At 57.3% G+C, this 26,062-nt stretch carries 23 protein-coding genes, 3 tRNA genes and 1 pseudogene; 19 read left to right on the top strand and 8 right to left on the bottom strand.

Annotation, left to right across the window (positions count from 1 at the left end):
* Positions 1-20: 20 nt before the first annotated feature.
* The gene (locus ACQ4OB_RS20595) at positions 21-1,175 is read left to right on the top strand and encodes an MFS transporter (RefSeq protein ID WP_074878468.1); all 1,155 of its coding nucleotides are present in this window, start codon (positions 21-23) and stop codon (positions 1,173-1,175) included.
* A gap of 4 nt (positions 1,176-1,179) precedes the next feature.
* On the opposite strand, the gene nhaR is transcribed toward ACQ4OB_RS20595, so the two are convergent.
* The gene (gene nhaR, locus ACQ4OB_RS20600; RefSeq protein WP_074878467.1) at positions 1,180-2,079 is read right to left on the bottom strand and encodes a transcriptional activator NhaR; all 900 of its coding nucleotides are present in this window, start codon (positions 2,077-2,079) and stop codon (positions 1,180-1,182) included.
* A gap of 134 nt (positions 2,080-2,213) precedes the next feature.
* Here nhaR and ACQ4OB_RS20605 point away from each other — a divergent pair, with 134 nt between their 5' ends.
* Positions 2,214-2,456, top strand: a complete 243-nt coding sequence (locus tag ACQ4OB_RS20605) for a hypothetical protein (RefSeq protein WP_074878465.1) — start codon at positions 2,214-2,216, stop codon at positions 2,454-2,456.
* 28 nt (positions 2,457-2,484) lie between these two features.
* The gene (locus tag ACQ4OB_RS20610) at positions 2,485-3,234 is read left to right on the top strand and encodes a TerC family protein (protein WP_074878463.1); all 750 of its coding nucleotides are present in this window, start codon (positions 2,485-2,487) and stop codon (positions 3,232-3,234) included.
* Between the two features lie 78 nt (positions 3,235-3,312).
* Here the strand turns inward: ACQ4OB_RS20610 and ACQ4OB_RS20615 are convergent, their stop codons facing one another.
* Positions 3,313-3,480, bottom strand: a complete 168-nt coding sequence (locus tag ACQ4OB_RS20615; RefSeq protein WP_162842864.1) for a hypothetical protein — start codon at positions 3,478-3,480, stop codon at positions 3,313-3,315.
* A 167-nt stretch (positions 3,481-3,647) separates the two neighbouring features.
* On the opposite strand from ACQ4OB_RS20615, the pseudogene ACQ4OB_RS20620 reads away from it, so the two are divergent.
* The 3 genes and pseudogenes from ACQ4OB_RS20620 to ACQ4OB_RS20630 all read left to right on the top strand — a co-directional run bounded on the left by ACQ4OB_RS20620 (position 3,648) and on the right by ACQ4OB_RS20630 (position 4,911).
* Positions 3,648-4,377: pseudogene (locus tag ACQ4OB_RS20620) on the top strand (peptidase C39 family protein).
* Between the two features lie 94 nt (positions 4,378-4,471).
* Positions 4,472-4,678 (top strand): DUF6021 family protein, encoded by a 207-nt coding sequence (locus ACQ4OB_RS20625; protein WP_074878458.1) that lies wholly within the window; start codon positions 4,472-4,474, stop codon positions 4,676-4,678.
* A 17-nt stretch (positions 4,679-4,695) separates the two neighbouring features.
* Positions 4,696-4,911: a hypothetical protein gene (locus ACQ4OB_RS20630; RefSeq protein ID WP_074878456.1), complete on the top strand. Its 216-nt coding sequence runs from the start codon at positions 4,696-4,698 to the stop codon at positions 4,909-4,911.
* Between the two features lie 50 nt (positions 4,912-4,961).
* On the opposite strand, the gene pbpG is transcribed toward ACQ4OB_RS20630, so the two are convergent.
* Both pbpG and folD read right to left on the bottom strand, forming a co-directional pair.
* On the bottom strand, positions 4,962-5,900 hold the full coding sequence (gene pbpG / locus ACQ4OB_RS20635) for a D-alanyl-D-alanine endopeptidase (protein WP_074878453.1): 939 nt from the start codon (positions 5,898-5,900) through the stop codon (positions 4,962-4,964).
* Between the two features lie 238 nt (positions 5,901-6,138).
* The gene (folD, locus tag ACQ4OB_RS20640; protein ID WP_430956346.1) at positions 6,139-6,993 is read right to left on the bottom strand and encodes a bifunctional methylenetetrahydrofolate dehydrogenase/methenyltetrahydrofolate cyclohydrolase FolD; all 855 of its coding nucleotides are present in this window, start codon (positions 6,991-6,993) and stop codon (positions 6,139-6,141) included.
* A gap of 279 nt (positions 6,994-7,272) precedes the next feature.
* On the opposite strand from folD, the gene ACQ4OB_RS20645 reads away from it, so the two are divergent.
* The 10 genes from ACQ4OB_RS20645 (at position 7,273) to ACQ4OB_RS20690 (ending at position 17,604) form a co-directional block, all read left to right on the top strand.
* Positions 7,273-7,349 (top strand) — tRNA-Arg (locus ACQ4OB_RS20645).
* A gap of 40 nt (positions 7,350-7,389) precedes the next feature.
* Positions 7,390-7,465: transfer RNA gene (locus ACQ4OB_RS20650), tRNA-His, on the top strand.
* 54 nt (positions 7,466-7,519) lie between these two features.
* A tRNA-Leu gene (locus ACQ4OB_RS20655) sits at positions 7,520-7,604 on the top strand.
* Positions 7,605-8,027: 423 nt separating this feature from the next.
* Positions 8,028-9,338 carry a trigger factor gene (tig, locus tag ACQ4OB_RS20660; RefSeq protein ID WP_074878450.1) on the top strand — a complete coding sequence of 437 codons (1,311 nt, stop codon included), beginning with the start codon at positions 8,028-8,030 and terminating at the stop codon, positions 9,336-9,338.
* 93 nt (positions 9,339-9,431) lie between these two features.
* The gene (gene clpP / locus ACQ4OB_RS20665; protein ID WP_007901795.1) at positions 9,432-10,067 is read left to right on the top strand and encodes an ATP-dependent Clp endopeptidase proteolytic subunit ClpP; all 636 of its coding nucleotides are present in this window, start codon (positions 9,432-9,434) and stop codon (positions 10,065-10,067) included.
* A gap of 112 nt (positions 10,068-10,179) precedes the next feature.
* The gene (gene clpX, locus ACQ4OB_RS20670; protein WP_007946893.1) at positions 10,180-11,463 is read left to right on the top strand and encodes an ATP-dependent Clp protease ATP-binding subunit ClpX; all 1,284 of its coding nucleotides are present in this window, start codon (positions 10,180-10,182) and stop codon (positions 11,461-11,463) included.
* Positions 11,464-11,624: 161 nt separating this feature from the next.
* Positions 11,625-14,021: an endopeptidase La gene (gene lon, locus ACQ4OB_RS20675; RefSeq protein WP_074878448.1), complete on the top strand. Its 2,397-nt coding sequence runs from the start codon at positions 11,625-11,627 to the stop codon at positions 14,019-14,021.
* Between the two features lie 147 nt (positions 14,022-14,168).
* Positions 14,169-14,441 carry an HU family DNA-binding protein gene (locus tag ACQ4OB_RS20680; protein WP_002552737.1) on the top strand — a complete coding sequence of 91 codons (273 nt, stop codon included), beginning with the start codon at positions 14,169-14,171 and terminating at the stop codon, positions 14,439-14,441.
* Positions 14,442-14,674: 233 nt separating this feature from the next.
* Positions 14,675-16,546, top strand: a complete 1,872-nt coding sequence (locus ACQ4OB_RS20685; protein WP_430956347.1) for a SurA N-terminal domain-containing protein — start codon at positions 14,675-14,677, stop codon at positions 16,544-16,546.
* A gap of 230 nt (positions 16,547-16,776) precedes the next feature.
* Positions 16,777-17,604: a DUF2242 domain-containing protein gene (locus ACQ4OB_RS20690; protein ID WP_430956348.1), complete on the top strand. Its 828-nt coding sequence runs from the start codon at positions 16,777-16,779 to the stop codon at positions 17,602-17,604.
* Positions 17,605-17,953: 349 nt separating this feature from the next.
* Here the strand turns inward: ACQ4OB_RS20690 and ACQ4OB_RS20695 are convergent, their stop codons facing one another.
* A complete protein-coding gene (locus tag ACQ4OB_RS20695) occupies positions 17,954-18,994 on the bottom strand; it encodes an AraC family transcriptional regulator (protein WP_430956349.1) in 1,041 nt (346 codons plus the stop codon).
* A 3-nt stretch (positions 18,995-18,997) separates the two neighbouring features.
* Positions 18,998-20,128, bottom strand: a complete 1,131-nt coding sequence (locus ACQ4OB_RS20700) for a nitrilase-related carbon-nitrogen hydrolase (protein WP_430956350.1) — start codon at positions 20,126-20,128, stop codon at positions 18,998-19,000.
* A gap of 209 nt (positions 20,129-20,337) precedes the next feature.
* Here ACQ4OB_RS20700 and ACQ4OB_RS20705 point away from each other — a divergent pair, with 209 nt between their 5' ends.
* Both ACQ4OB_RS20705 and ACQ4OB_RS20710 read left to right on the top strand, forming a co-directional pair.
* Positions 20,338-22,377 (top strand): FAD-dependent oxidoreductase, encoded by a 2,040-nt coding sequence (locus ACQ4OB_RS20705; protein WP_430956351.1) that lies wholly within the window; start codon positions 20,338-20,340, stop codon positions 22,375-22,377.
* 163 nt (positions 22,378-22,540) lie between these two features.
* On the top strand, positions 22,541-23,458 hold the full coding sequence (locus tag ACQ4OB_RS20710; RefSeq protein WP_430956352.1) for a 1-aminocyclopropane-1-carboxylate deaminase/D-cysteine desulfhydrase: 918 nt from the start codon (positions 22,541-22,543) through the stop codon (positions 23,456-23,458).
* Between the two features lie 10 nt (positions 23,459-23,468).
* Here ACQ4OB_RS20710 and ACQ4OB_RS20715 read toward each other — a convergent pair whose 3' ends face one another.
* Positions 23,469-24,017 carry a cytochrome b gene (locus ACQ4OB_RS20715; RefSeq protein ID WP_074878436.1) on the bottom strand — a complete coding sequence of 183 codons (549 nt, stop codon included), beginning with the start codon at positions 24,015-24,017 and terminating at the stop codon, positions 23,469-23,471.
* A 374-nt stretch (positions 24,018-24,391) separates the two neighbouring features.
* On the opposite strand from ACQ4OB_RS20715, the gene ACQ4OB_RS20720 reads away from it, so the two are divergent.
* Entirely contained in the window at positions 24,392-25,033 is a 642-nt protein-coding gene (locus ACQ4OB_RS20720) for a hypothetical protein (RefSeq protein WP_430956353.1), read from the top strand.
* Between the two features lie 136 nt (positions 25,034-25,169).
* Here the strand turns inward: ACQ4OB_RS20720 and phnX are convergent, their stop codons facing one another.
* The gene (phnX, locus tag ACQ4OB_RS20725; RefSeq protein WP_430956354.1) at positions 25,170-25,997 is read right to left on the bottom strand and encodes a phosphonoacetaldehyde hydrolase; all 828 of its coding nucleotides are present in this window, start codon (positions 25,995-25,997) and stop codon (positions 25,170-25,172) included.
* Between the last annotated feature and the right edge of the window lie 65 nt (positions 25,998-26,062).

The following is a 26,062-nucleotide window of genomic DNA, read 5'->3' on the forward strand; positions in this document are numbered from 1 at the left end:
GTCGTTTTCTGGAGTTGTGCATGCTGTTGCCCATCCTTCTGTTGTCTGCCGCCGGTTTCACGGTCCTGACCACGGAATTCGTCATCGTCGGCCTGTTGCCGGCGATCGCTCGAGACCTTGAAGTCAGCATCCCCCAGGCGGGTTTGCTGGTGACCTTGTTCGCGTTCACGGTCGCCGCATTCGGGCCATTCCTGACCGCGTATTTCGCAAGGTTCGAGCGCCGAAAATTGTTCATCTCGGTGCTGATCATGTTTGGCTTGGCCAACACCCTGGCGGCGTTTGCGCCGAACATCTGGGTGATGTCCGTCGCCCGGTTGATCCCCGCGTTGGGGCTGCCGGTGTTCTGGGCGCTGGCCAGTGAAACCGCGGTGGACATTGTCGGCCCGGACTACGCCGGTCGTGCCATCGCCAAGATCGGTTTCGGGATTGTCTGCGCTACGGTGTTCGGCATTCCGGTGGGCACACTGATCTCCGATGCGTTCGGCTGGCGCAGTGCCTTCGGCATTCTGGCGGTGATCGCGTTTGCCAAGGCGCTGTTGCTGTTTATCTACCTGCCGAAAACCAATCTGCATCAGCATCAGGTGAGCTTTCGTTCGCAGTTCAGGATCCTGCGCAGCCCGCTGATGGTGGGGCATGTACTGCTGTCGGTCCTGGTGTTCAGCGGCATGTTTACCGCCTACACCTACCTGGCGGACATTCTTGAGCGCCTGGCCGGTTTCAACGGCACGGTGGTCGGCTGGTGCCTGATGGGCTTCGGCGCGGTCGGCTTGATCGGCAACTCACTGGGCGGCCGTGCGGTGGATCGTCATCCGTTGATCGCCTCGATGATGTTCTGCGCGTTCATGATCGCCGGCCTGGTGGCGCTGGTGCCGAACATTCATTCGCCGCTGGGTCTGGCCGCGGCGATGGGGATCTGGGGCGTGACCCAGGCGGCGTTGTTCCTGGTCAGCCATGTGCGCTTGATGAAGGCTGCACCCGAAGCGCCGGCGTTCGCGGCATCGCTGAACATTGCCGGGGCTAATCTGGGGATCGGCCTGGGCGCGATGATCGGCGGCAGGGTCATCGACGGTGTAGGCCTGCAAGGTCTTGGTTTCGCGGCGGCCGCGTTTATCCTCGCCTCGATCCTCCTGGCCATCGCGCTGATGACCTTCAAGCCCCGCGAAGTCTGCGCCTGACACCTCACATCTCGGTGAACAGCTGGCGTCGGGCACCTTCGGTAATGGCGACAATGCCGGGGTGCTTGACCTTGCGTTCCACCGAAATGGCGTAGAACGACTCGGTCACCGCGTCGGTCTGGCCAATCAGTTCCACGCCGTATTGGCGTATCACTTCATCGGCAATCACGCTTGGGCCGATGAAGATCCCGCTGCCGGATTGGCCGAAAGCCTGCATCAAGGCGCTGTCATCGAACTCGCCGACGATGCGCGGCTGGATCTGCTGCTCGGCAAACCAGCGCTGCAAGCGACTGCGCACCACGGTCTCCGGTCCTGGAATCAGCAGCGGTGCGCCGTGCAGGCCGCGGGGGAAATCCTGACCGTATTGCGCCGCCAGTCCAGCAGTGGCGAAGAAGCTGATCCCGCATTCCCCGAGTTTCTGGCTGTAGCCCTTGATGTCCAGGTGCGAGGGCATCGGGCTGTCGGAAATCACCAGGTCGAGCCGCTGGATCGCCAGGTCGGCGAGCAGGCGTTCCAGTTTGTCTTCTCGACAAGTGATGCGCAGCGGCTCGCTCAATTCCATGGTCGGCGCAATCAGGCGATAGACGATGGATTTGGGCACCACATCGGCCACGCCTACCCGAAACAGAATCTGTTGCTCGTTGGGCTGGGCTCGCAGCATCAGCTCCAGTTCGCCGCCCAACTGGAACATTTGCTCGGCGTAGGGCAGGGTCTGACGACCGGCTTCGGTGAGTTCCAGCTGCCGGCCGACCCGCCGAAAAAGCTCGATGCCATAGGTTTGTTCGAGCAGGGAAATCTGCCCGCTGATGGTCTGCGGCGTCAGATTCAGCTGCTCACAGGCGCGCACGATGCTGCCGGTCTTGGCCACCACCCAGAAGTAATGCAGCTGTCGATAGTTGAGCATGACGACCTACAGTTCGTTAAACCCGAAGTATAGCCGCTAAAAATACGAATTTTCCTGAAGTGTTTGCCTCCCTAGAATGCCCCGCTATCGACGGGTGGCCTTTTCGCCCTGTCTGTTCTATCGAGGAAAGCATCATGAAGCTTAAAACCACGGCACTGCTGATCACGTCTTTACTGGTATTGGCCGGTTGTGACCAGGCCGAAAAAAGCGCTCAGCAACTGATGGGCAAGGCTGCCGAAACCGCCAAACAAGCGATCGACGATACCCACAAAGCCGCAGAGCAAGCGATCAGCGATGCCACGGGTGGTCTGATCAGCAAGAAAGAACAATCGGCCAAGGAAACGGACAAAACCGAATCTTCGTCCCAGGAAATCTAAACCGTCTTAAACGAGTCAGGACTGACCCATGGAATACCTTTTAGAACTTGCTGCAAGCCCCACTGCCTGGGTCGCCCTGGCTACATTGATCGTCATGGAAATCGTGCTCGGCATCGATAACCTGATCTTCATTTCGATCCTGACCAACAAACTGCCCGAGCAGCATCGGCAGAAGGCGCGGCGCATTGGTATCGGCATGGCGCTGATCCTGCGACTGGCGCTGCTGAGCACCATCGCGTTCATCGTCCAGTTGACTGAGCCTGTGATCGATATCTTCGGCCAGACGTTCTCCTGGAAGGACATGATCCTGATCGCCGGCGGCCTGTTCCTGTTGTGGAAGGCGACCACCGAGATCCATCACAGCATGGACCCGGCGCCGGATGATCCAACGTCGGCCACCTCGACCGTGACCCTGGGCTTCGCTGCCGCTATCGGTCAGATCCTGATGCTGGACATGGTGTTCTCCATCGACAGCATCATTACCGCTGTCGGCATGACCGAACACTTGCCGATCATGATCATCGCGGTGGTGGTGTCGGTACTGGTGATGTTGCTGGCGGCTGACCCTCTGGCCAAGTTCATCAACGACAACCCGACAGTGGTGATGCTGGCGCTGGGCTTCCTGATCATGATCGGCATGACGCTGATCGCCGAAGGCTTCGGCGCCCATGTACCGAAAGGCTACGTGTATGCAGCCATGGCGTTCTCGGCGACGATCGAGAGTTTGAACATGATGTCACGGCGGGCGAAGCAGAAGCGTTTAGCCGCTGAAGCTTAACTCGCGTCAAACGAAACGGCCGCCTGCGCTCGAAAGAGCCCAGGCGGCCGTTTTTGTTTGGATACGTAAGGGGGGCGGTCAGTGCGCGGCAGCGTGCTGTTCAGTGGTTTTATCGGGTTTCGCCATTGGCGCCGACTGAACCGGATGATGGTGCCGACGGGTAATGCGCAGGACTCCCCATAACATGGCGGCGGCAACGGCCAGCCAGCCAGAAATCAACATCACAATGGTCATCGCCAGGCTCATCAGTGCCTCCTCTTCGCCCTGCTGCGGGCACACACTCTTTGCACATGACAGTCTAGTCGCTGCTGTGTTTCAGACTATTGACCAAAGGTCGGCTGTCACCAATCAGTTCGCTCTATCGAATGCCATCATCTGCCGCTTAAGGCTATACCGCTGCCGCGCGGCGTCCTATGATCGACGGCCAAGCCGGGAGCGCGGATGCCTGGCGTCTAAATCAAGAGAGTGATGATGGTGCGGGTATTTTCTCGAGTTCGGTCTTTAGTGCTTGTCGTTGGCTGCGTTGCCGGTCTGGCGGGTTGCGCGGGGAGTGTGGCACCGGAAATCAAGCGGCTGCCGGAGCGCGTCGAGCTCAGTGGCACGTTCTACCGTGGCGTGGCGAATCAAAGTGGGCCGCAAGTGCTGGCCAGCATGTTGTCCCAGCAAGGCATTGTGATAACGCCAGGGTTGCTCGAAAAACCGTTGCATTTGCCGGGTGCCGAAGCCCAGTTGCAGCAGAACATGCAGAACCTCGCTCGCGAGTACGGCATGGTCGTCTATCCCCTCGACAGCAATCTGCCGGCACTATTGACCCAGGTTGCGGCCGGTTACCCGGTCATGGTGCGTTTCACCGAAGGCTCGGCGTTCTGGGCTGAACCGCGTTACGCCATTCTTGCCGGGTACAACCGCCAGAAGCAGACCGTGCTGCTGCGCTCGGGCATGAACCGTCGAGAGTTGATGGGCTTCGGTTCGTTTGAAGCGGCGCTCAAGGATGCCGGTGGCTGGGCCGTGCTGATCCAGAAGCCGAATCAATTGCCGGCCAATGTCGATCAACAGCGATGGCTCAAGGCCGCGAACGACCTTGCTCAGGCAGGTCAGGAGCAGGCAGCCGCCAGGGCGAAGAAAGCGCTGAGCGCGCAATAAGTCCGTTCGTCATTTGCCGGGCACCCTTGCACTTTGCCGACTTCTAATGAAATAGGGCCCGGATTTCTCCGGGCCGGATTCAAAGGAGGCGCCCATGGCACATTCCAAGACCCCTGTCGGCCCGCATTCGTCTGAGCATTCTTCGGGTGATGAGTTGGGGTTCGATCCCGATTCACCGGACCTCGCCGATCCTCAGGTCGACCCCATCGGACCTGCCAAGGCACCCAGGGATGTGAAGCCGGGCGACAATCCCAAGGCTCCCGCGAAGCCTTACGATCCACTCGCCGATCTGAAACCCTGAGCCTGAGTGAGGTGCGTATGTCTACCGATTCGAGTTTCAACGACAAACGTCCGGACAGCGTTCCAACCACGCCTGAAAAAGACATCGACCCTGTGATGGATCCGAACGATCCATTGAGGGATCCCTTGGCGCGTCCGATGGTAGTGCCAACGGAACATCCCCACGGCACGAGAGATCCGAGTGCCGGGGATGGCATTCCGGATGACGACCAGATGCCGTTGCCCAATGATTAACGCTGGACGAAAAAAGCCCCGAAGAATCGGGGCTTACTTTTACCTGTTGTTTATTTCGACGCTTCAACCACGCTGCTCTGACGATGCTTGAGATTCTTGTCGGATTTGTACTGCAAGGCTACAGATGGCACGTTGGTGCCCCTGCCGGTTTCAACCCAGCTGCGAATACGGCTGGCATCGGCAAAGTGTGTGTACTTGCCAAAGGCGTCGAGGATGACCAGCGCAACCGGGCGATTGCCCATGCTGGTGACCAGCACCAGGCAGTGACCGGCTTCGTTGGTGAAGCCGGTTTTCGTCAGCTTGATGTCCCAGTTCGGCTTGTTGACCAAGTGGTCGGTATTACGGAAACCCAGGCTGTAGTTGGGTTTACGGAACGAGACGGTTTTTTGCTTGGTCGTACTCAGTTCAGTCAGTAGCGGGTATTTGTGCGCAGCGATCAGCAGTTTGCTCAGGTCGCGGGCTGTGGACACGTTGCGAGGGGAGAGGCCGGTGGGTTCGACGAAGTGTGTACTGGTCATGCCCAGTGCTTTTGCTTTGGCATTCATCGCGGCAATAAACGCGACGTAGCCACCTGGATAATGATGGGCCAGGCTGGCAGCCGCGCGATTTTCCGAGGACATCAGGGCAATCAGCAGCATTTCCCTGCGCGGCAATTCGCTTTTGAGTTTCACCCGGGAGAACACGCCTTTCATTTCCGGCGTGTCGCTGATGTTGATCGACAGGTATTCGTCCATGTTCTGTCTGGCTTCAACCACGATCAGCCCAGTCATCAACTTGCTGACGGAAGCGATCGGCTTAACCACGTCAGGATTACTGGCATAGATGATTTTGTTGGTCTGCAGATCCATCAGCAATGCGCTGCTGGAAGCGAGCTTCAGTGTTGACGTATCTCGCGGCGCTGAAGTGGTGTCGGCAGCGTTGACGGTTGGCGTGGTGAAAGTCCCGGTAAATGCAAAAAATAGGCTCAGGATGGAAAGACGGATTTTCACGCTGGCAGACTCGTTAGGTGTGGATAAACCGTTCTGTAACGGGTTGTTTCTTTAAAAACGACGCATTTTAGGAGTATGGCTGAAGAACTGTCGATGGTTGATCAATGAACAGGTCAAAGTCCTTGAAAACCCCTACAACCTGTAGGTTTCCGGCGAGCGGTAGTGTTTTAAATCCAGGCAAAAAGAACCCCGCCAATGGCGGGGTTCCTTTGTTCGTCGCAGCAATGAAGTTGCGAACTCAGCTGTGCAGTGTTTCGGCTGCGTACAGCGTGTTTTCCAGCAGGCAAGCGCGCGTCATCGGGCCAACGCCACCCGGGACCGGAGTGATCCAGCCAGCGCGGGGCAGGGCGGTGTCGTAGATCACGTCGCCAACCAGTTTGCCGTCTTCCTGGCGGTTGATGCCGACGTCGATCACGATCGCGCCTTCCTTGATCCACTCACCCTTTACCAGCCCCGGCTTGCCGGCAGCGACCACCACCAGATCGGCACGACTGACGTGGCCTGCCAGATCCTTGGTGAAGCGGTGGGTGACGGTCACAGTGCAGCCGGCCAGCAGCAGCTCCATTGCCATCGGGCGGCCAACAATGTTGGAAGCCCCGACAACCACTGCGTCCATCCCGTAGAGATCGACACCAGTGCTTTCCAGCAGCGTCATGATCCCTTTAGGGGTGCACGGACGCAGCAGTGGAATGCGCTGGGCAAGGCGGCCGACGTTATAAGGGTGGAAACCGTCGACGTCCTTGTCTGGACGAATGCGTTCCAGCAATTTGGAGGCGTCCAGGTGTTCAGGTAAAGGAAGCTGAAGCAGAACGCCATCAATCGCCGGATCGTCGTTCAGGCGATCGATCAGATCGGTCAGTGCTTCTTGAGTGGTTTCGGAAGGCAGGTCGTAGGCTTGGGAAATGAAGCCGACCTCTTCACAGTCTTTACGCTTGTGCGAGACATAAACCTGAGAGGCGGGATCGCTGCCGACCAGGATCACCGCGAGACCGGGCGTGCGCAGACCTTGCTGGCGACGCTCGTTGACGCGTTTGGCGATCTGCTGGCGCAGGCTGGCGGCGATCGATTTGCCGTCGATTAGTTGTGCAGTCATTGCGCGTGATTAACCATCGAGAGGGGAAAAAAAGAGAACGCATTCTCGCATGTCATGAGGTGAGGGCAAAGGCGCTTGGTCTGCAAATTCCCCTAACCCCTTTAATTAAATGAATTTTTTTTAAAAAAGAGTTGACGACCTTCAGGGTCACCTATAACATTCGTCGCACTTGTCGGGCACAGCCTAGCACTGGTTAAGAAGGTCGAGCAGAGTTGATGTTTGATTCGGTGAGACTGAAAGCACTTAGTTTGTAATCGTCCAAGAATACAGATTAACAAGGCGCCCGTAGCTCAGCTGGATAGAGCATCCGCCTTCTAAGCGGATGGTCGCAGGTTCGAGTCCTGCCGGGTGCGCCATTAGGCAGCTTTGGCACAAGTAACGCAGCATGGCAATATGGTGGGCGTAGCTCAGTTGGTAGAGCACGGGATTGTGACTCCCGTTGTCGAGGGTTCGATCCCCTTCGTCCACCCCATATTTAGAAAGGCGCCAGATTAACAGTCTGGCGCCTTTGCTTTAAAAGCTTGATGCGGATGTGGTGGAATTGGTAGACACACTGGATTTAGGTTCCAGCGCCGCAAGGTGTGAGAGTTCGAGTCTCTCCGTCCGCACCATTTACAAGTAGCTATTTAATAGCAGAAAACGGCGCAGCACCTGAAAAGGGCTGCGCCGTTTTTGTTTCAGAAGTCTGAATTTTCAAAGCGGCCGCAAGTTCTGGGTCGAGAGGGCGGCTAGGATCGTCGAATTTATGTTTCTCGATGATGCTGATTCGCCCGTTGGTCCCCTTGTGGGGTCAACTGTCAGGGATGGATTGCCGATGCCTTCTATATATAGAAGGATTGGTGCAGAGCCCTGGCATGATTGGCTGTGTTTGCTAACAGGGCGCGGCACAACCGTTTGTCCCCGCCTATAAATTGCCTGCTGCTTTTTTACCCGTTTTCAGTAGGGTGACTTCTTGAGTTTGACCCACTAGAATGCATGCCCTTGATTCTGGGGTCGGAAACGGCCGGCTAACGTCTGTGCAACGAGGAATATCCATGCAAGTTTCTGTTGAAAATACTTCTGCTCTTGAGCGCCGCATGAGCATCACCGTGCCGGCTGAGCGCATCGAGAGCCAGGTCAACAAGCGTCTGCAGCAGACCGCCCAAAAGGCCAAGATTGCTGGCTTCCGTCCAGGCAAAGTGCCAATGAGCGAAATCAAGCGCCGTTTTGGTGCTGATGCGCGTCAGGAAGCGGTCGGTGACGTGATCCAGTCCTCTTTCTACGAAGCTGTCGTTGAGCAGAAGCTGAACCCGGCTGGCGCTCCTTCGATCGAGCCGAAATCGCTGGAAGCTGGCAAAGACCTGGAATACGTCGCGATTTTCGAAGTGTTCCCTGAGTTCACCGTTGCCGGTTTCGAAGGTATCGCGGTTGAGCGCCTGAGCGCTGACGTGGCTGATGCCGATCTGGACAAAATGCTGGAAGTGCTGCGCAAGCAGAACACTCGTTTCGAAGTGGCCGATCGCGCTGCTCAAACCGAAGACCAGTTGAACATCGATTTCGTTGGCAAGGTCGATGGTGAAGTGTTCGCTGGCGGTTCCGCCAAAGGTACTCAGCTGGTTCTGGGTTCCGGCCGCATGATTCCTGGTTTTGAAGACGGTCTGGTTGGTGCTAAAGCCGGCGAAGAGCGCGTTCTGAACCTGACTTTCCCAGAGGACTATCAGAACCTCGACCTGGCAGGCAAAACCGCTGAGTTCACCGTAACCGTGAACACTGTTTCCGAGCCAAAGCTGCCAGAACTGAACGAAGAATTCTTCGCTCAATTCGGCATCAAGGAAACGGGTCTGGAAGGCTTCCGCACTGAAGTTCGCAAGAACATGGAGCGTGAACTGCGCCAGGCGATCAAATCCAAGGTCAAGAATCAGGTAATGGACGGTCTGCTGGCCACCAACCCGATCGAAGTGCCGAAGGCTCTGCTGTCCAACGAAGTTGACCGTCTGCGCGTGCAGGCTGTTCAGCAGTTCGGTGGCAACATCAAGCCTGAGCAACTGCCAGCCGAGCTGTTCGAAGAACAAGCCAAGCGTCGCGTCGTGCTGGGTCTGATCGTGGCTGAAGTGGTCAAGCAATTCGACCTCAAGCCTGACGAAGCCCGCGTTCGTGAAATGATTCAGGAAATGGCTTCGGCTTACCAGGAGCCTGAGCAGGTTGTGTCCTGGTACTACAAGAACGACCAGCAACTGAACGAAGTTCGTTCGGTTGTGCTGGAAGAGCAAGTTGTGGATACTGTTCTGCAGAAAGCTAGCGTGACCGACAAATCGGTCTCTTACGAAGAAGCAGTCAAGCCGGTAGAAGCTCCACAAGCCGACTGATCGTTTTTGCGGTAAGAAGCACACACCATAAGCCAGCCTTCGTGCTGGCTTATGCGTATTCAAGACATAACTATTTGGGAGTGACTGCAGAGCATGTTCCGTAATTCGTATATTCAGCAGAACTCTGATATCCAGGCCGCAGGCGGCCTGGTCCCGATGGTTGTCGAGCAGTCAGCTCGTGGCGAGCGCGCCTATGACATCTATTCGCGCCTTCTCAAGGAGCGAGTGATCTTTCTGGTTGGTCCGGTAGAGGACTACATGGCCAACCTGATCTGTGCGCAATTGCTGTTCCTTGAAGCGGAAAACCCGGACAAGGACATCCATCTCTATATCAACTCCCCGGGCGGTTCGGTAACGGCGGGCATGTCGATTTATGACACCATGCAGTTCATCAAGCCAAACGTGTCGACCACCTGTATCGGTCAAGCGTGCAGCATGGGCGCGTTCCTGCTGACCGCCGGTGCCCAGGGCAAGCGTTATTGCCTGCCGAACTCGCGTGTGATGATTCACCAGCCACTGGGCGGTTTCCAGGGCCAGGCTTCGGATATCGAAATCCATGCCAAGGAAATCCTCTTCATTCGTGAGCGTCTCAACACGCTGATGGCCAAGCATAGCGGGCGCACTCTTGAAGAAATCGAGCGCGATACCAACCGCGATAATTTCATGAGTGCAGAAGCCGCGCGTGAATACGGGTTGATCGATGAAGTGATCAATCAGCGCCCCGCTTAAAATAAGCAGCTCAAAATAGGGTTGGTCGGCGCGTCCGATCACCAGCGGGCTTGAAAAAGCCCGCAATAGCCTTCATCTTGTGTTGCAAGCCTATCGGATTTGGATCGAACGAATGACTGACACCCGCAACGGCGAGGACAACGGCAAGCTGCTCTATTGCTCCTTCTGTGGCAAAAGCCAGCATGAAGTGCGCAAATTGATTGCCGGCCCCTCGGTCTTTATCTGCGACGAGTGCGTCGACCTGTGCAATGACATCATCCGTGAGGAGGTGCAGGAAGCCCAGGCCGAAAGCAGCGCGCATAAATTGCCTTCGCCTAAAGAAATCAGCGGCATCCTTGATCAGTACGTAATTGGTCAGGAGCGTGCAAAAAAGGTTTTGGCCGTAGCGGTGTACAACCACTACAAGCGCCTGAACCAGCGTGACAAAAAGAATGACGATGTCGAACTTGGCAAGAGCAACATCTTGCTGATCGGCCCGACAGGCTCGGGTAAAACCCTGCTTGCTGAAACACTGGCTCGCTTGCTGAACGTTCCGTTCACCATCGCCGACGCAACCACCCTCACCGAGGCAGGTTACGTGGGTGAAGATGTCGAAAACATCATTCAGAAGCTGCTGCAGAAGTGCGATTACGATGTGGAAAAGGCCCAAATGGGTATTGTCTACATCGATGAGATCGACAAGATTTCGCGCAAATCTGACAACCCGTCGATCACCCGGGACGTTTCCGGTGAAGGCGTGCAGCAAGCCTTGCTCAAGTTGATCGAAGGCACGGTCGCTTCCGTCCCGCCTCAAGGTGGTCGCAAGCATCCGCAACAGGAATTCCTTCAGGTCGACACCCGTAACATCCTGTTCATCTGCGGTGGTGCGTTCTCCGGTCTGGAAAAGGTTATTCAAAACCGTTCCACCAAGGGCGGTATCGGTTTCAACGCGGAAGTGCGCAGCAAGGAAGAAGGCAAGAAAGTCGGTGAGTCCCTGCGTGAAGTCGAGCCTGACGATCTGGTCAAGTTCGGTCTGATCCCGGAGTTCGTCGGTCGTCTGCCGGTACTTGCCACGCTGGACGAGCTTGATGAGGCTGCGTTGATGCAGATTCTCACCGAGCCAAAAAATGCCCTGACCAAACAGTATGCCAAGCTGTTCGAGATGGAAGGTGTGGATCTGGAATTCCGGGCCGACGCTCTGAAATCGGTCGCCAAACGTGCCCTGGAACGTAAAACCGGTGCCCGTGGACTGCGTTCGATTCTCGAAGGTGTATTGCTCGACACTATGTATGAAATCCCCTCGCAGTCCGAGGTGAGTAAAGTAGTGATCGACGAAAGCGTTATAGAAGGCAAGTCCAAGCCACTGTATATCTACGAAAACAGTGAGCCGGCTGCCAAGGCAGCGCCAGACGCCTAAGCGTCCAGCTGCTGTAATAAAGAAGGGGCCTTCGGGCCCCTTTGCTTTTAGCGCGTTTTAACACCTTCTTTAAGCTTGTTTTTTTTGAAGGTAGCCCCCATCTTGGTTTCAAGCTCACTTCCATCTGTTTACGGCCTTATGGCCGCCGTAGAGGCGAAATCATGAAGACAACCATCGAATTGCCTCTCCTGCCATTGCGTGATGTTGTGGTTTATCCGCACATGGTTATCCCGCTGTTCGTGGGGCGTGAGAAATCCATCGAAGCCCTCGAGGCAGCGATGACGGGCGACAAGCAGATCCTTCTGCTGGCTCAGAGAAACCCTGCTGACGACGATCCCGGTGAAGAAGCACTTTATCGTGTAGGTACCATTGCTACCGTTCTGCAGCTGCTCAAGCTGCCTGACGGCACGGTCAAGGTTTTGGTTGAAGGTGAGCAGCGGGGCGCCGTTGAGCGCTTCAGCGAAGTGGACGGCCACTGCCGTGCCGAAGTCTCATTGATCGACGAAGTCGACGCGCCAGAGCGCGAGTCGGAAGTGTTCGTACGCAGCCTGCTGGCTCAGTTCGAACAATATGTGCAGTTGGGCAAGAAAGTCCCCGCTGAAGTCCTGTCGTCTCTAAACAGCATTGACGAACCAGGCCGCCTGGTCGACACCATGGCCGCACACATGGCCCTGAAGATCGAGCAGAAGCAGGAAATCCTCGAAATCATTGATTTGTCGGCCCGGGTCGAGCACGTTCTGGCGTTGCTGGATGCCGAGATCGACCTGCTGCAAGTCGAAAAACGCATTCGTGGTCGCGTCAAAAAACAAATGGAGCGCAGCCAGCGCGAGTACTACCTGAATGAGCAGATGAAGGCCATTCAGAAAGAGCTCGGCGACAGCGACGAAGGCCACAACGAAATCGAAGAGCTGAAAAAGCGCATCGATGCCGCCGGTTTGCCGAAAGACGCCTTGGCCAAAGCCCAGGGTGAACTGAACAAGTTAAAACAAATGTCGCCAATGTCTGCGGAAGCGACCGTGGTGCGCTCGTATATCGACTGGCTGGTTCAGGTGCCATGGAAGGCGCAGAGCAAAGTGCGCCTGGACCTGGCGCGCGCCGAAGACATTCTCGATGCAGACCACTATGGTCTGGAAGAAGTCAAAGAGCGGATCCTCGAATATCTCGCCGTGCAAAAACGAGTGAAGAAAATTCGTGGTCCGGTGTTGTGCCTGGTCGGTCCTCCCGGGGTGGGTAAAACCTCTCTGGCGGAGTCGATTGCTCACGCCACCAACCGCAAATTCGTGCGCATGGCCCTCGGTGGCGTGCGTGATGAAGCGGAAATTCGTGGTCATCGCCGTACCTATATCGGTTCGATGCCAGGAAGATTGATTCAAAAGATGACAAAAGTGGGCGTCCGCAACCCGCTGTTCCTGCTCGATGAAATCGACAAAATGGGCAGCGACATGCGTGGCGATCCGGCATCGGCGTTGCTGGAAGTGCTCGATCCTGAGCAGAACCACAACTTCAACGATCACTATCTGGAAGTCGACTACGACCTGTCCGATGTGATGTTCCTTTGCACCTCGAACTCCATGAATATTCCACCCGCCTTGCTGGACCGGATGGAAGTGATTCGTCTGCCGGGTTACACCGAAGACGAAAAGATCAACATTGCCGTCAAGTACCTCTCGCCAAAGCAGATTGCTGCCAACGGCTTGAAGAAAGGCGAGCTGGAATTCGACGCTGAAGCGATCCGCGACATCATCCGTTACTACACCCGCGAAGCCGGTGTACGTGGTCTGGAGCGCCAGATTGCCAAGGTTTGCCGCAAGGCGGTCAAAGAGCACGCGATGGAAAAACGCTTCTCGGTGAAGGTCACTGCCGAGATGCTCGAACACTTCCTGGGCGTGCGCAAATTCCGCTACGGTCTGGCCGAATCTCAGGATCAGATCGGTCAGGTAACCGGGTTGGCATGGACTCAAGTGGGCGGCGAATTGCTGACCATCGAAGCCGCTGTCGTGCCGGGTAAAGGCCAGTTGATCAAGACCGGTTCCCTGGGTGACGTCATGGTCGAATCGATCACTGCGGCCCTGACCGTTGTTCGCAGTCGTGCGAAGAGCCTGGGGATTCCCCTGGACTTCCACGAGAAGCGCGACACGCACATCCACATGCCGGAAGGGGCAACCCCGAAGGACGGCCCTAGCGCCGGTGTGGGCATGTGCACGGCTCTGGTGTCGGCATTGACCGGGATTCCTGTGCGCGCGGACGTCGCCATGACTGGCGAAATTACGCTACGTGGCCAGGTGCTGGCGATTGGTGGTTTGAAAGAAAAACTGCTCGCAGCTCACCGTGGAGGAATCAAGACGGTGATCATTCCTGAAGAGAACGTACGCGATCTGAAGGAAATTCCTGACAACATCAAGCAAGATCTGCAGATTAAACCGGTTAAATGGATTGACGAGGTCCTGCAAATTGCGCTGCAATACGCGCCGGAGCCCTTGCCAGATGTAGCTCCAGAGATAGTTGCAAAGGATGAAAAACGCGAGTCTGACTCTAAGGAAAGAATTAGCACGCATTAGTACGCATTTGCCTGGGTGGCTTGTTGACAGCTTTTTAGAGCCCTTGTTATAAAGCGGCTCTTAAGTGTCTGTAGGCCATTCAGCACTCGTTTTTGCTTTCACCAAAAAACTTAGAATCATACTCAAATAGATATAAGGGGACTTAGAGTGAACAAGTCGGAACTGATTGATGCTATCGCTGCATCCGCTGATATCCCGAAAGCTGCTGCTGGCCGTGCGCTGGACGCTGTAATCGAATCCGTCACTGGCGCTCTCAAGGCTGGCGACTCTGTTGTTCTGGTTGGTTTCGGTACTTTCTCCGTAACCGATCGTCCAGCTCGCATTGGTCGTAACCCACAGACCGGTAAGACGCTGGAAATCGCAGCAGCCAAAAAACCAGGTTTCAAAGCCGGTAAAGCACTGAAAGAAGCTGTCAACTAAGTTCGATTCAGGTTTTTGCCTATCCGGGTCGGGGTCATGCCTGACCTGGCAGCGGAGCGGTAGTCCAGTCGGCGAGTCGCCGATCCGAGACGCCGAGGCTCGCACGTTCGAGTCATCGGTCCGCTCCGCCAGTTACGAGAAGGCGCATCCTCGGATGCGCCTTTCTTCTATCCGGATTCTACCCACGCTCCACGGTTGCCTAATTTTGAAGTTCAACCGTTTCTGGGGGACGCATGCTGCAGAATATCAGGGACAATTCACAAGGCTGGATTGCCAAGACCATTATCGGGATCATCGTTGTACTGATGGCTTTCACCGGTATCGAGGCCATTTTTCAGGCGACGACCAACAGCCAGGATGCGGCCAAGGTCAATGGTGAAGAAATCAGCCAGAACGAGCTGAGCCAGGCGGTCGATATGCAACGCCGTCAGCTCATGCAACAGCTGGGCAAGGATTTCGATGCTTCCTTGCTCGACGAAAAAATGCTGCGCGAATCGGCCCTCAAAGGCCTGATCGATCGCAAGCTGCTGCTGCAAGGCGCAGAAAACTCGAAGTTCGCTTTTTCCGAAACTGCTTTGGACCAGGTGATCCTGCAAACGCCTGAATTCCAGGTTGATGGCAAGTTCAGCCCAGAGCGTTTCGACCAGGTTATTCGCCAACTCGGCTACAGCCGCATGCAGTTCCGCCAGATGCTGGCTCAGGAAATGCTGATCGGTCAGTTGCGCGCGGGCCTGGCAGGCAGTGGTTTCGTTACCGACGCACAGGTTCTGGCATTCGCCCGTCTGGAAAAACAGACCCGCGATTTCGCTTCGCTGAACGTCAAGGCTGAACCGGCGGCGGTGAAGCTGACCGACGATGAAGTCAAAGCCTATTACGACGAACACGCCAAGGAATTCATGACGCCGGATCAGGTGGTCATTGATTACGTGGAGTTGAAGAAGGCTTCCTTCTTTGATCAGGTCAGCGTCAAGGACGAAGACTTGCAAGCGGCGTATCAGAAAGAAATCGCGAACCTGTCGGAACAACGTCGGGCCGCGCACATTCTGATCGAAGTGAACGACAAGGTGACCGAAGCGCAAGCCAAGGCCAAGATCGAAGAGATCCAGGCACGTCTGGCAAAAGGCGAGAAGTTCGAAGCCCTGGCCAAGGAGTTCTCCCAGGATCCTGGTTCGGCGAGCAACGGCGGTGACCTTGGCTATGCCGGTCCTGGCGTCTACGATCCAGCCTTCGAAACAGCGCTGTATGCGCTGGCCAAGGATCAGGTCTCGGCGCCGATCCGTACTGACTTCGGTTTCCACCTGATCAAGCTGTTGGGCGTGGAGGCACCTGAAGTGCCGACGTTCGCCAGCCTGAAAGACAAGTTGACCCGTGAGCTGAAAACCCAGCAGGTCGAGCAGCGTTTCGTCGAGGCGACCAAGCAACTGGAAGACTCGTCGTTCGAAGCCTCCGATCTGGCTCAGCCGGCGCAGGACCTGAAGCTCACTGTGCATACGTCCAAACCGTTCGGCCGTGAAGGTGGCGAAGGTGTTGCGGCCAACCGTGCCGTGATCACTGCAGCGTTCAGTCCTGAAGTGCTGGATGAGGGTGCCAACAGCACCGCCATCGAGCTCGATCCGGAAACCGTGATCGTGCTGCGCGCCAAGGAGCACCTGAAGCCTGCGCAACTGCCGCTGGAAAGCGTCGCTGCCAGTATTCGCGTGCAACTGACCAAGGAGCACGCCAGTGCTGCCGCCAAGACCAAGGCTGAAGAGCTGATTGTCAGCCTGCGCGAAGGCAAGACTCCGCGGGACAAGGCGATCGACGGTCAGAGCTGGAAAGTGACCCAGGCCGCTACTCGTGGCCAGGAAGGGGTTGACCCAACCGTGCTGCAGGCACTGTTCCGCATGCCGAAGCCCGTCGCCAAGGACAAGCCGACCTTCAGCAACGTGACTCTGGCTGATGGCAGCCTGGTGATTGTGCGTCTGGACGGCGTGAACGAAGCGGCTGCGCCGACCGAAGAAGAGAAGGCTCAATACCGTCGCTTCCTCGCTTCGCGCATTGGCCAGCAAGACTTTGCGGCCTACCGCAAACTTCTGGAAAGCCAGGCTGAGATCAAACGCTTCTGATGCCTGACTGAGTTTTGCGCTACACAAAGACCCCGGCCGAAAGGCTGGGGTTTTTTATGGGTGAAACGAAAGCAGCACGGGTTATCCGTCGCCTGAATAATTTACCGTGCGACTTTTTGCTGTAAATGACAGTCAGTAGACTTGTAACTGTTTTAAGACACTAATCGATACTCCGCTAAGCATCGATCTGTTGCACAATACGCCCCGGACCGTTTTCCTCAGGATGTTCAATGTTTAAATCAATTCCCATGCGTGTTGCAGGGCTGGCGTTGGTGCTGGCCGCCGCGGCCGGTTGCTCGTCGAAGAAAGCCCCTATCTACGAGCATGAGAACTTCGACGACTCCGGAACGTTTTCGCGCAGCTACCCGGTGACTGATGCGCAGACGTGCGAAGCCGCCCGTCGGGCGTTGCTCAGCCAGGGCTACATCATCACCAGCTCGGACCCGAAACTGGTCAGCGGACACAAAAGCTTCCAGCAGACCGGCGAGACCCACATGGAGATCAGCTTCAGTGTGGTCTGTGCCGATGACGGCAGTGAGGGGCGCCACGCGACCATGTTCGCCAACGCCTTGCAGGATCGTTATGCGCTGAAGAAGACCAACAACTCCGCCAGCGTTGGTGTGGGCGTGCTGGGTTCTGTGTCGATGCCGATCGGTTCGTCCGACGACTCGATGGTCAAGGTTGCCAGCGAAACCGTATCGTCACCCAAGTTCTACGAACGTTTCTTTACCTTGGTCGAATTGTTCCTGCCGCCGGAAGCGAAAAAAGCCGCGCACATCAAGGAAAAGCCGAAACCTGATCTCGGTGTGCCTGAAGCCAAGGCCGCACCGGCTCCGTTAGCGCCGACCCCGGCACCTGCGGCAGAACCCGCGCCGGCGCCTGCTGAAGCTGCTCCAGCAGCCTCTGAGCCTGTGGCACCGCCGCCTGAAGCTGCTCCGATTGCTCCGGCCGACAACGCCGAGCCGGCATCCACCACGGAAACGGTCACTCCGCCGCCCGAATCAAGCCTGCCGCCACCCACCGAGCCTATTTCGGCCATTCCTGTTTCAGGCCAGTAATCGTGCTCTGACGCTGCGGGACCGGTTCAGACAAATCCGCTCCCGTAGTGCGCTGTTAAATTGATCCGCGTCAACCAGGCCGTTGTCCTACAGCCTGTATCGAAAAAATCCTGTGATAAATTCCTGACCGCCTGCTACGTTTTATTAAGTAGCCGCTGGGCGGCGTGCCTGCGTCATTTTTCTTTCACGTGGGCACTTTATGCTCGGGGCGCTGGTCATTTATTCAGGCGTTTTTTCAACGAGCCGTGGGAGATTCAAAATGGATGAGTATCAAGAAGAGTTGCTCGAGTATCAGGCGTTTGAACTGGACCCGCTGGAACCGGCCGAAGACGCTACCGAGCTATAAGCGTCAAGCGGATTGGCGATGACTGCGGCGAAACTCGCCGGGAGTCTGACCGCTCCAGCGTTTGAAGGCCCGTTGAAAGGCTTCGGCCGAGGCAAAGCCCAGCAGGTAGGCGATTTCTCCGAACGCCAGTTCGGTATCGCGGATGTAGGTCATGGCCAGGTCGCGACGCGTGTCATTGAGGATCGCGCGAAATTGCGTGCCTTCCTCGGCGAGTTTGCGGCGCAAGGTCCAGGTTGGCAGTTTCAGGCGTGCCGCCACTTCTTCCAGGTCGGGTTCCCGGCCACCATTGAGCAATGGCCCCAGTAACTGAGTGATGCGTTCACGCAGGCTGCGGGTTCGTGTCAGTTGCTCCAGTTCCCGCTCACACAGTTGCAGCAAGTGTCGCCAGGTGCTCGGGCAGTGTTCCGGGTTGCGCTGGGCGAGGCTGGCAAGGCTCAAGCGCAGTTGATTGTGCTCGCAGCCAAACTGGATCGGGCAGTCGCCCAGCACTTCATACGCCGTTCGGTAATCCGGCTCTTCAAACTCGATCTCGATACGTTCGGCCCGCAATGGGGCAGGGCTGACGCTGGACAATTGCTGCAACCAGCCAGCGATGATCGAGTCCACCACGAAGCGGTTATAGGCGTTGTAGGGGCTGATGGAGTAAAACCGCAGCCATGCACCTTGGGCGTCTTCGTGAAAACTCGATTGTCCGCGATAGTTGGAGCCATATAAGGCTTCGAAGCGAATCAGGCATCGCGCGGCTTCTCGCACCGTTGGTGCCTGAGCGGCCGTGACCCCGGCCAGGCCGACCTGGCTCAGGCGACTGAGCTGACCCATGCGCAAACCAAGTGCCGGGTTGTCGGTCAGTTGAATGGCGCTGTGGCCCAGGCGCATGTAACGCGGGATCGAGAGCCGAGCCCCCGCTTCGCTGAGGCGCGCGGCGTCGAGGCCGTATTGTTCGAGCAGCGGCTGAGGATCCACGCCATGGCTGCGCACGGCGTCGGCCAGGCTATGAACAAAGCCCACCGACAGATCGCCGAGGCGCATCGGCAACGGTTTCATCGGTTACAACCAGAGGTTCAGCAAACGTGCGCCACGGGCATTGCCGTCGACGAACTGCTGCCCATTGCTGCTGAGAAAACTTTGACCGGCGCTGCCCTGATCCCAGAACTGACCGCGCAGGAACACGCTCATGCCGGCGATTGCCTGGCTGCTGGGCGGTTGAGCGGTGAGTGTCAGGCGATGCCAGGCTTGGCCTTCGCTGAGTTCGCCGGCCTTGAGACTGACCGAGACAGGCGTCGACAGCCCCTTGTAACCGCGCCACGGTTGGTCCCAGGTGCCGCGCCCGAGCACAAACGCCGGGACTGCGACGAACTGCGCACCCTGGCGGTCGAGCTTGCGGTAGTTGTCCGGATACCAGCTGTCGCTGCCGATCAGCACGCCCAGGCGTCCGGCCGGGGTATCGACGACGTTGAGCGTATGCTCGCCATTGGCGGCAATGACTTCATGTTCATCGAAAATCGGGTGCATCTGGCGCTGGGGTTGGCCGATCGGCGAGCCATCGCGACCGAATACCACGCTGCTGTTGTACAACGGGCCGCGGCCGATTTTCAGGGTGCCGTCGATGATGCTGGGCTCAGGTAGCACGATAGAACCCGCCACCAACGTCACGTGGAATTCTTTCGCCAGTCCACCAAACAGTGCCTGGTAGTCCTTGGCCATGCCTTTGGCCTTCATGCGCAGATGCGCGTCGTCCAGACGTTTGTCGCCCTCGGCGCTGATCAGTGCGCGGAGGAACTTAAGCGGGTTGCTGACCGCCAGCCAGTTCATGGCTTCCTTGAGCGTGGCGGCCTGGTACAGCTCATCTTTCTCGCCGCTGACCATCAACCAGGTGCCGACATGTTCGGGCAGGACGACGATGGTTTTTTCATTCAGCAGGCCCTGCTCCTGGGCCTTTTGCAAATAAGCCGCCAGCTTGCGGTGCAGGCGCTCGGGGCTTTGATAGTCGGTGGGAAACAGCTCGGGCTGGATGCCCAGCAGGTTGCCGCGATCGGCGGGTGTGCCTTGGTCGACCGCGAGGTTGATGCGCAGGTCCGACAGGTAATGACCCACCGGACGGTCCGCGGCCCACATGGCGTAGGTCGTAAGGGCGGCAATCAATGCCATGGAGAAGGTCAGGTACAGAAGTTTGCGCATGGGGAAACAGTCAACGGCCGTGTGCAGGATTCGCGACTAGGGTAGGGCGCATACCGGCGCTTGCCAAGGGGCGCTGCACATTTGGATCAATAAGTTGTCAGTTACGGTCATTGAGTGACAGCGGTGCGACTCTTAGTCTGTTCAACATGACTGACGGGGGCCGTAGAGCTCCTGCACTTTTTCCGTGATCGCTCGATGTGGAGTTACCGATGGCCGCCGCTCATTACCCGCACCTGTTGGCCCCGCTGGACCTGGGTTTTACCACGTTGCGCAATCGTACCCTGATGGGTTCGATGCACACCGGTCTTGAGGAAAAGCCCGGTGGTTTCGAGCGCATGGCGGCGTACTTCGCCGAACGTGCCCGTGGAGGCGTCGGCCTGATGGTCACTGGCGGTATCGGCCCGAACGACGAGGGCGGGGTGTACTCTGGCGCAGCCAAACTGACCACCGAGGAAGAAGCGCTCAAGCACCGGATCGTCACCCGCGCGGTGCATGAGGCGGGCGGCAAGATCTGCATGCAGATCCTTCACGCCGGGCGTTATGCCTACAGCCCGAAACAGGTCGCGCCTAGCGCCATTCAGGCACCGATCAACCCGTTCAAGCCAAAAGAGCTGGACGAGGAAGGCATCGAGAAGCAGATCAGCGATTTCGTCACCTGTTCGACCCTGGCGCAACAGGCCGAGTACGACGGTGTCGAGATCATGGGCTCAGAAGGTTATTTCATTAACCAGTTCCTCGCCGCCCACACCAACCACCGTACTGACCGCTGGGGCGGCAGCTATGAAAACCGCATGCGCCTGCCGGTGGAAATCGTCCGTCGGGTGCGCGAAGCGGTAGGCCCGAACTTCATCATTATCTTCCGCCTGTCGATGCTCGATCTGGTGGAAGGCGGCAGCAGCTGGGAAGAAATCGTGACGCTGGCCAAGGCCATCGAGCAGGCCGGTGCGACGATTATTAACACCGGTATTGGCTGGCACGAAGCGCGGATCCCGACCATCGCCACCAAAGTGCCACGCGGCGCGTTCAGCAAAGTTACGGCCAAACTGCGGGGCTCGGTGAGCATTCCGCTGATCACCACCAACCGGATCAATACCCCGGAAGTGGCCGAGCAGATTCTGGCCGAAGGCGATGCCGACATGGTTTCCATGGCGCGACCGTTCCTCGCCGACCCGGACTTCGTCAACAAGGCCGCGGCCGGCCGTGGCGATGAAATCAACACCTGCATCGGTTGCAACCAGGCTTGCCTGGACCACACCTTTGGCGGCAAGTTGACCAGTTGCCTGGTGAACCCACGCGCCTGTCACGAAACCGAGCTCAATTACCTGCCGGTGCAGCAGATCAAGAAAATCGCGGTGGTCGGTGCCGGTCCTGCGGGTCTGTCCGCAGCGACTGTGGCCGCCGAGCGTGGTCATCAGGTGACACTGTTTGATTCGGCCAGCGAAATTGGCGGCCAGTTCAACATCGCCAAGCGTGTACCGGGCAAGGAAGAGTTCTTCGAAACCCTGCGCTACTTCAACCGCAAACTGCAGACCACCCATGTTGAGGTGTGCCTGAACACCCGTGTCGACGTGGCGAAACTGGTTGAGGGCGGTTACGACGAAATCATTCTCGCCACCGGCATCGCGCCAAGAACCCCGGCGATTCCGGGTGTCGAGAACGCCAAGGTGCTGAGCTACCTGGACGTGATCCTGGAGCGCAAACCGGTGGGCAAGCGCGTCGCGGTGATCGGCGCCGGTGGTATCGGATTTGATGTCTCTGAGTTCCTGGTTCACCAGGGCGTCGCCACCAGCCTGGATCGCGAGGCGTTCTGGAAGGAGTGGGGCATCGATACGCATCTGCAAGCGCGCGGCGGTGTCGCCGGCATCAAGGCTGAACCGCACGCACCGGCGCGTGAAGTGTTCCTGTTGCAGCGCAAGAAATCCAAGGTCGGCGATGGCCTGGGTAAAACCACTGGCTGGATTCACCGCACCGGTCTGAAAAACAAGCAGGTACAGATGCTCAACAGCGTCGAGTACCTGAAAATCGACGACGAGGGGCTGCACATTCGCATCGGCGAAACCGGCGAGCCGCAGCTGCTGCCGGTGGACAACATCGTGATCTGCGCCGGGCAGGATCCGCTGCGCGAATTGCACGAGGGTCTGGTGGCAGCCGGGCAGAACGTGCATTTGATTGGCGGCGCGGATGTGGCAGCGGAGCTGGATGCCAAACGCGCGATCGACCAGGGGTCGCGGTTGGCGGCTGAACTCTAACGTGGATCGTTCCCACGCTCTGCGTGGGAATGCCTCAATGGACGCTCCGCGTCCGCTTTAGGGACGCGGAGCGTCCCGAGCTGCATTCCCACGCAGAGCGTGGGAACGATCAATCTCCACAACGGCTGTTAAGATGCCGGCTCCTCATCCGGAGCCGGTATCGATGCTTCTCCCGCCAACCGATTGGCTACCCCTGGCCCCCCTCGAACCCTTTCATCTCGATTGGCTGACCAACGCTGGCATCGAAGTCGCGATCCTGCGCCTCGATCAGATCGACCCACTGATCAGTGGCAACAAGTGGTTCAAACTCATCGAACACCTGAAAGCCGCTGACCGGATCGGTGCCAAAGGCATCATCAGTCTGGGCGGTGCCCACTCCAATCATCTGCATGCACTGGCCGCGGCGGGTCAGCGTTTTGATTTCCGCACCGTTGGCCTGTTGCGCGGGCATCCGCAAGAAACGCCGACGGTGAAAGACTTGCAGGCATTCGGCATGCAGTTGCATTGGCTGGGTTATGGCGGTTATCGAGCACGGCACGAGCCGGGTTTCTGGTTGCCATGGCAGGCGCAGTATCCCGATCTGCATCCGGTGCCGGAAGGGGGCGGCGGTTTGCCGGGAGCCAAGGGCTGCGTGCAGTTGAGGGCAATGGTCAGCGAGCAGCTGAAGGGTCTGGGCTGGAGCGACTACGACGGCTGGTGGCTGGCCTGCGGAACGGGGACCACCCTGGCCGGTGTGGTGCTGGCCGAGGCGGGCGAGCACCCGGTATATGGCGCATTGGCGGTGCCCGACGATCACGGCGTTGCGCAGCAGGTCGAATCAGTTATGCAAGAAGCGGGTTTGCCGGATCGTGCTTATGAGTGCTTCGACGCCAGTCGTGGCGGCTTTGCCAAAGTCGATCCGCTGTTACTCGAATTCATCGATCAGACCGAACAGGCCAGCGGCGTTCCCCTCGAACCGCTGTACACCGGCAAAGCCCTGTTGGCGCTCAAGCTGCAAGCAGAAGCGGGAAGATTCGCAAGCGGCACGCGCCTGATCTTCATTCATACCGGCGGTTTGCAGGGCCGCCGGGGTTTCCAGTGAACGACGGAAATCACCCGCGCTTGGGCATCATCCGCAGCAAGGTGTTATCGCGCACCACGTAATGGTGATAAATCCCCGCCAAGGCATGCAGACCGATCAGCCAGTAACCAATGGTGCCGCCGAGTTCATGCCAGCCCTCGATCTGCTTGGCCAACGCCTTGTCTTCCGGGATCAGCAGCGGCAGGTCGAAGCCGTAGAACATCACTTGATGACCTTTTGCGCTGGTGACCAGCCAGCCCAGAATCGGCATGGCAATCATGAAAATGTACAGCGCCCAGTGCATCAGTTTGGCCAATATGGTCTGCCACTGAGGCGAGGCCGGGAAGATTTGCGGTGCCGGGCCCAAGCTGCGAGCAAACAAACGCAGCCAAACCAGCACAAACACCGTCAAGCCCAGCATGAAGTGCGATTCGGTGATCAGCGTCCGCCCGCCACTGCCTTTTGGAAAGATCCCGCGAAATTCGATGCAGGCGTAAACCAGCGCCAGCAAAACCAACATCAACCAATGCAGCGTGATCGATACGGTGCTGTAGCGTGAGTCGGAATTCTTCCAGGGCATACGGTGTTCCTCACAGGTCAGGTCGAGCCACCGTTCTAATTCGACGGTGTGCTTTTACTGTAATCCCCTTACTTTCTTTCTGCCTGAGTTGAGTCAATTTTTTATCAGATGTCGTCGGTGATATGCAGACATTGCATCAGTGTTTGCCGGGTTCACCTGAATTCACCCATGTGGCGGTTGGAAGTAAGTAATTAAGAATCAGTACTGAGCTGGTTTTGAGAGGGGTGTAACTGTTTGTTGTTTATATTTGGTATTTGGGAGGACTTTGCATCGCTCAAAGAAGTTGGTTATTTTGAAGGCGTAAAGTTTGTCAGGGAGACAAACTGAAAAGCTCGAAAATCATAGTATTTGTCGAGCAGCTAAAAAGGATTTTTATGAGTGTGAAAATGACAAGTAATAACAAGATCTATGCCGGCGTTGTAAAAAAGATGATGGCTAAAGCGCCGATCCCCAAACCAAAACCAACAACCAAACCACCCGTCAAACCCACCGTGCCCGTAAAGCCGCCTGTCAAACCGACCGTACCTGTCAAACCTCCGGTCAAACCGACAGTGCCCGTCAAGCCACCCGTAAAACCGACCGTACCCGTTAAACCACCGGTCAAGCCTGCCTTGCCTCCCGGGAAGGCGCCGATCCCGCCGACCAAGCCAGTGGGGCCTGTCCGGCCGCCGCTGCAGTGGCCAACCCTTAACATCAACATTGATCCGATAGCCTTCATTAACCTGCTGAACACCCTCGGCAGCATTCGAAACAGTGACGGTACGACTTCCCTGCCCGATGGCAGTCTGGTCAATGCCGATAAAAATTCGGTGAAACGCCCGGACGGCATTATCCAGCACGCGGACGGAAGGGTAGAGTACCCGGACGGTCGCATCGTATGGCCGGATGAAACGATTGAATATCCGGATAGACGCCTGGTCTGGAAGGATGGCACCGAGCAGTACCCCGATGGCCGTGTAAAGTATGCGGACGGCTCAATTTTTGATGCCAGCGGTAATCAAATAAATGCGGAGTGAATTCGAGCGGTTAGACTACGCTCTGGCAGTATCGTATCGGATGCTTAGTTTATAAATTAGAGCATCATTAATAAAAGTTCGATTATAAAAAAACGCCGTACCCTTTCCGGGTTACGGCGTTTTTATAGTGGCGGTTTTATGCAGTCTGTGGCATCTCGCCCTTGGCCAGACGTTTGTTGATATCAGCAATCACTTCCGGCAAATCAGTGATGGTGTCGATCATGTAGTGGGGGCGCGAGCCTTCGAACATTCCGTGGATGCGCTTGCGTTCGCTGTCCAGTTGGTCGCTGCCGAGGGCGCGGTAACCTTCGTAGTCCAGGCCCAGCGCGTTGCCCGAGCAGATCAGCGCCACGGTCCACATGCCGGCGCGACGACCTTCAAGAATGCCCGGTACGGTGTCGTCAATCTTCACGCAGGCTGCGACATCATCAATGCCCAGGGCGATCACGTTGGCCAGCGCCTGGGCCGGCCATGGGCGACCGTTAGGCACTTCGTCGGTGGCGACCACGTGGTCGGCAACGTAACCGTTAGTGGCGGCTAGTTCGACCACTTTGTCCATGACCTGTTTCGGGTAGCCGGAGCAGGAACCGATCTTGATCCCTTGCTGGCGCAGGTTGGCGATGGTGTCCAGCGCGCCCGGAATCAGCGCCGAGTGCTCGGCGATTTTCTCGATTTGCAGGGGCATGAAGCGTTTGTAGATGGCGGTGACGTCATCGTCGGTCGGGGTGCGGCCGAACACGGCGCGATAACGTTCGGCCACTTGCGGCTGATCGCAGAGGGTGCGGATGTGGTCCCACTTGCCCGTGCCCATCGGGCCGCGGGCTTCTTCGATGGAAACCTGGACGTCGAATTCGGCGAAGGCTTCGACAAAAATCTGCGTCGGGGCAAAGGAGCCGAAATCGACCACGGTGCCGGCCCAGTCGAGGATGGCGGCTTGCAGTTTGGTTGGGTTTGTATAGTTCATGGTGATCAAATCCTGTGGCAACTGGCTAATAAAGGCGCTGTTTTTGTGGGAGTGAGCCTGCTCGC

This window comes from Pseudomonas sp. ES4 (genome assembly GCF_050586665.1).
GTDB classification, from domain to species: domain Bacteria; phylum Pseudomonadota; class Gammaproteobacteria; order Pseudomonadales; family Pseudomonadaceae; genus Aquipseudomonas; species Aquipseudomonas frederiksbergensis.

Excerpts from the sequence above, each read along its gene's own strand:
- phnX (WP_430956354.1), bottom strand. The coding sequence starts at position 25,997 with ATGAACTATACAAACCCAACCAAACTGCAAGCCGCCATCCTCGACTGG.
- ACQ4OB_RS20595 (WP_074878468.1), top strand. The coding sequence starts at position 21 with ATGCTGTTGCCCATCCTTCTGTTGTCTGCCGCCGGTTTCACGGTCCTG.
- ACQ4OB_RS20720 (WP_430956353.1), top strand. The coding sequence starts at position 24,392 with ATGAGTGTGAAAATGACAAGTAATAACAAGATCTATGCCGGCGTTGTA.
- folD (WP_430956346.1), bottom strand. The coding sequence starts at position 6,993 with ATGACTGCACAACTAATCGACGGCAAATCGATCGCCGCCAGCCTGCGC.
- ACQ4OB_RS20610 (WP_074878463.1), top strand. The coding sequence starts at position 2,485 with ATGGAATACCTTTTAGAACTTGCTGCAAGCCCCACTGCCTGGGTCGCC.
- tig (WP_074878450.1), top strand. The coding sequence starts at position 8,028 with ATGCAAGTTTCTGTTGAAAATACTTCTGCTCTTGAGCGCCGCATGAGC.
- ACQ4OB_RS20710 (WP_430956352.1), top strand. The coding sequence starts at position 22,541 with ATGCTTCTCCCGCCAACCGATTGGCTACCCCTGGCCCCCCTCGAACCC.
- clpP (WP_007901795.1), top strand. The coding sequence starts at position 9,432 with ATGTTCCGTAATTCGTATATTCAGCAGAACTCTGATATCCAGGCCGCA.
- ACQ4OB_RS20700 (WP_430956350.1), bottom strand. The coding sequence starts at position 20,128 with ATGCGCAAACTTCTGTACCTGACCTTCTCCATGGCATTGATTGCCGCC.
- lon (WP_074878448.1), top strand. The coding sequence starts at position 11,625 with ATGAAGACAACCATCGAATTGCCTCTCCTGCCATTGCGTGATGTTGTG.
- ACQ4OB_RS20630 (WP_074878456.1), top strand. The coding sequence starts at position 4,696 with ATGTCTACCGATTCGAGTTTCAACGACAAACGTCCGGACAGCGTTCCA.
- ACQ4OB_RS20625 (WP_074878458.1), top strand. The coding sequence starts at position 4,472 with ATGGCACATTCCAAGACCCCTGTCGGCCCGCATTCGTCTGAGCATTCT.
- ACQ4OB_RS20690 (WP_430956348.1), top strand. The coding sequence starts at position 16,777 with ATGTTTAAATCAATTCCCATGCGTGTTGCAGGGCTGGCGTTGGTGCTG.
- clpX (WP_007946893.1), top strand. The coding sequence starts at position 10,180 with ATGACTGACACCCGCAACGGCGAGGACAACGGCAAGCTGCTCTATTGC.
- ACQ4OB_RS20605 (WP_074878465.1), top strand. The coding sequence starts at position 2,214 with ATGAAGCTTAAAACCACGGCACTGCTGATCACGTCTTTACTGGTATTG.
- ACQ4OB_RS20615 (WP_162842864.1), bottom strand. The coding sequence starts at position 3,480 with ATGAGCCTGGCGATGACCATTGTGATGTTGATTTCTGGCTGGCTGGCC.
- nhaR (WP_074878467.1), bottom strand. The coding sequence starts at position 2,079 with ATGCTCAACTATCGACAGCTGCATTACTTCTGGGTGGTGGCCAAGACC.
- ACQ4OB_RS20705 (WP_430956351.1), top strand. The coding sequence starts at position 20,338 with ATGGCCGCCGCTCATTACCCGCACCTGTTGGCCCCGCTGGACCTGGGT.
- ACQ4OB_RS20685 (WP_430956347.1), top strand. The coding sequence starts at position 14,675 with ATGCTGCAGAATATCAGGGACAATTCACAAGGCTGGATTGCCAAGACC.
- ACQ4OB_RS20715 (WP_074878436.1), bottom strand. The coding sequence starts at position 24,017 with ATGCCCTGGAAGAATTCCGACTCACGCTACAGCACCGTATCGATCACG.
- ACQ4OB_RS20695 (WP_430956349.1), bottom strand. The coding sequence starts at position 18,994 with ATGAAACCGTTGCCGATGCGCCTCGGCGATCTGTCGGTGGGCTTTGTT.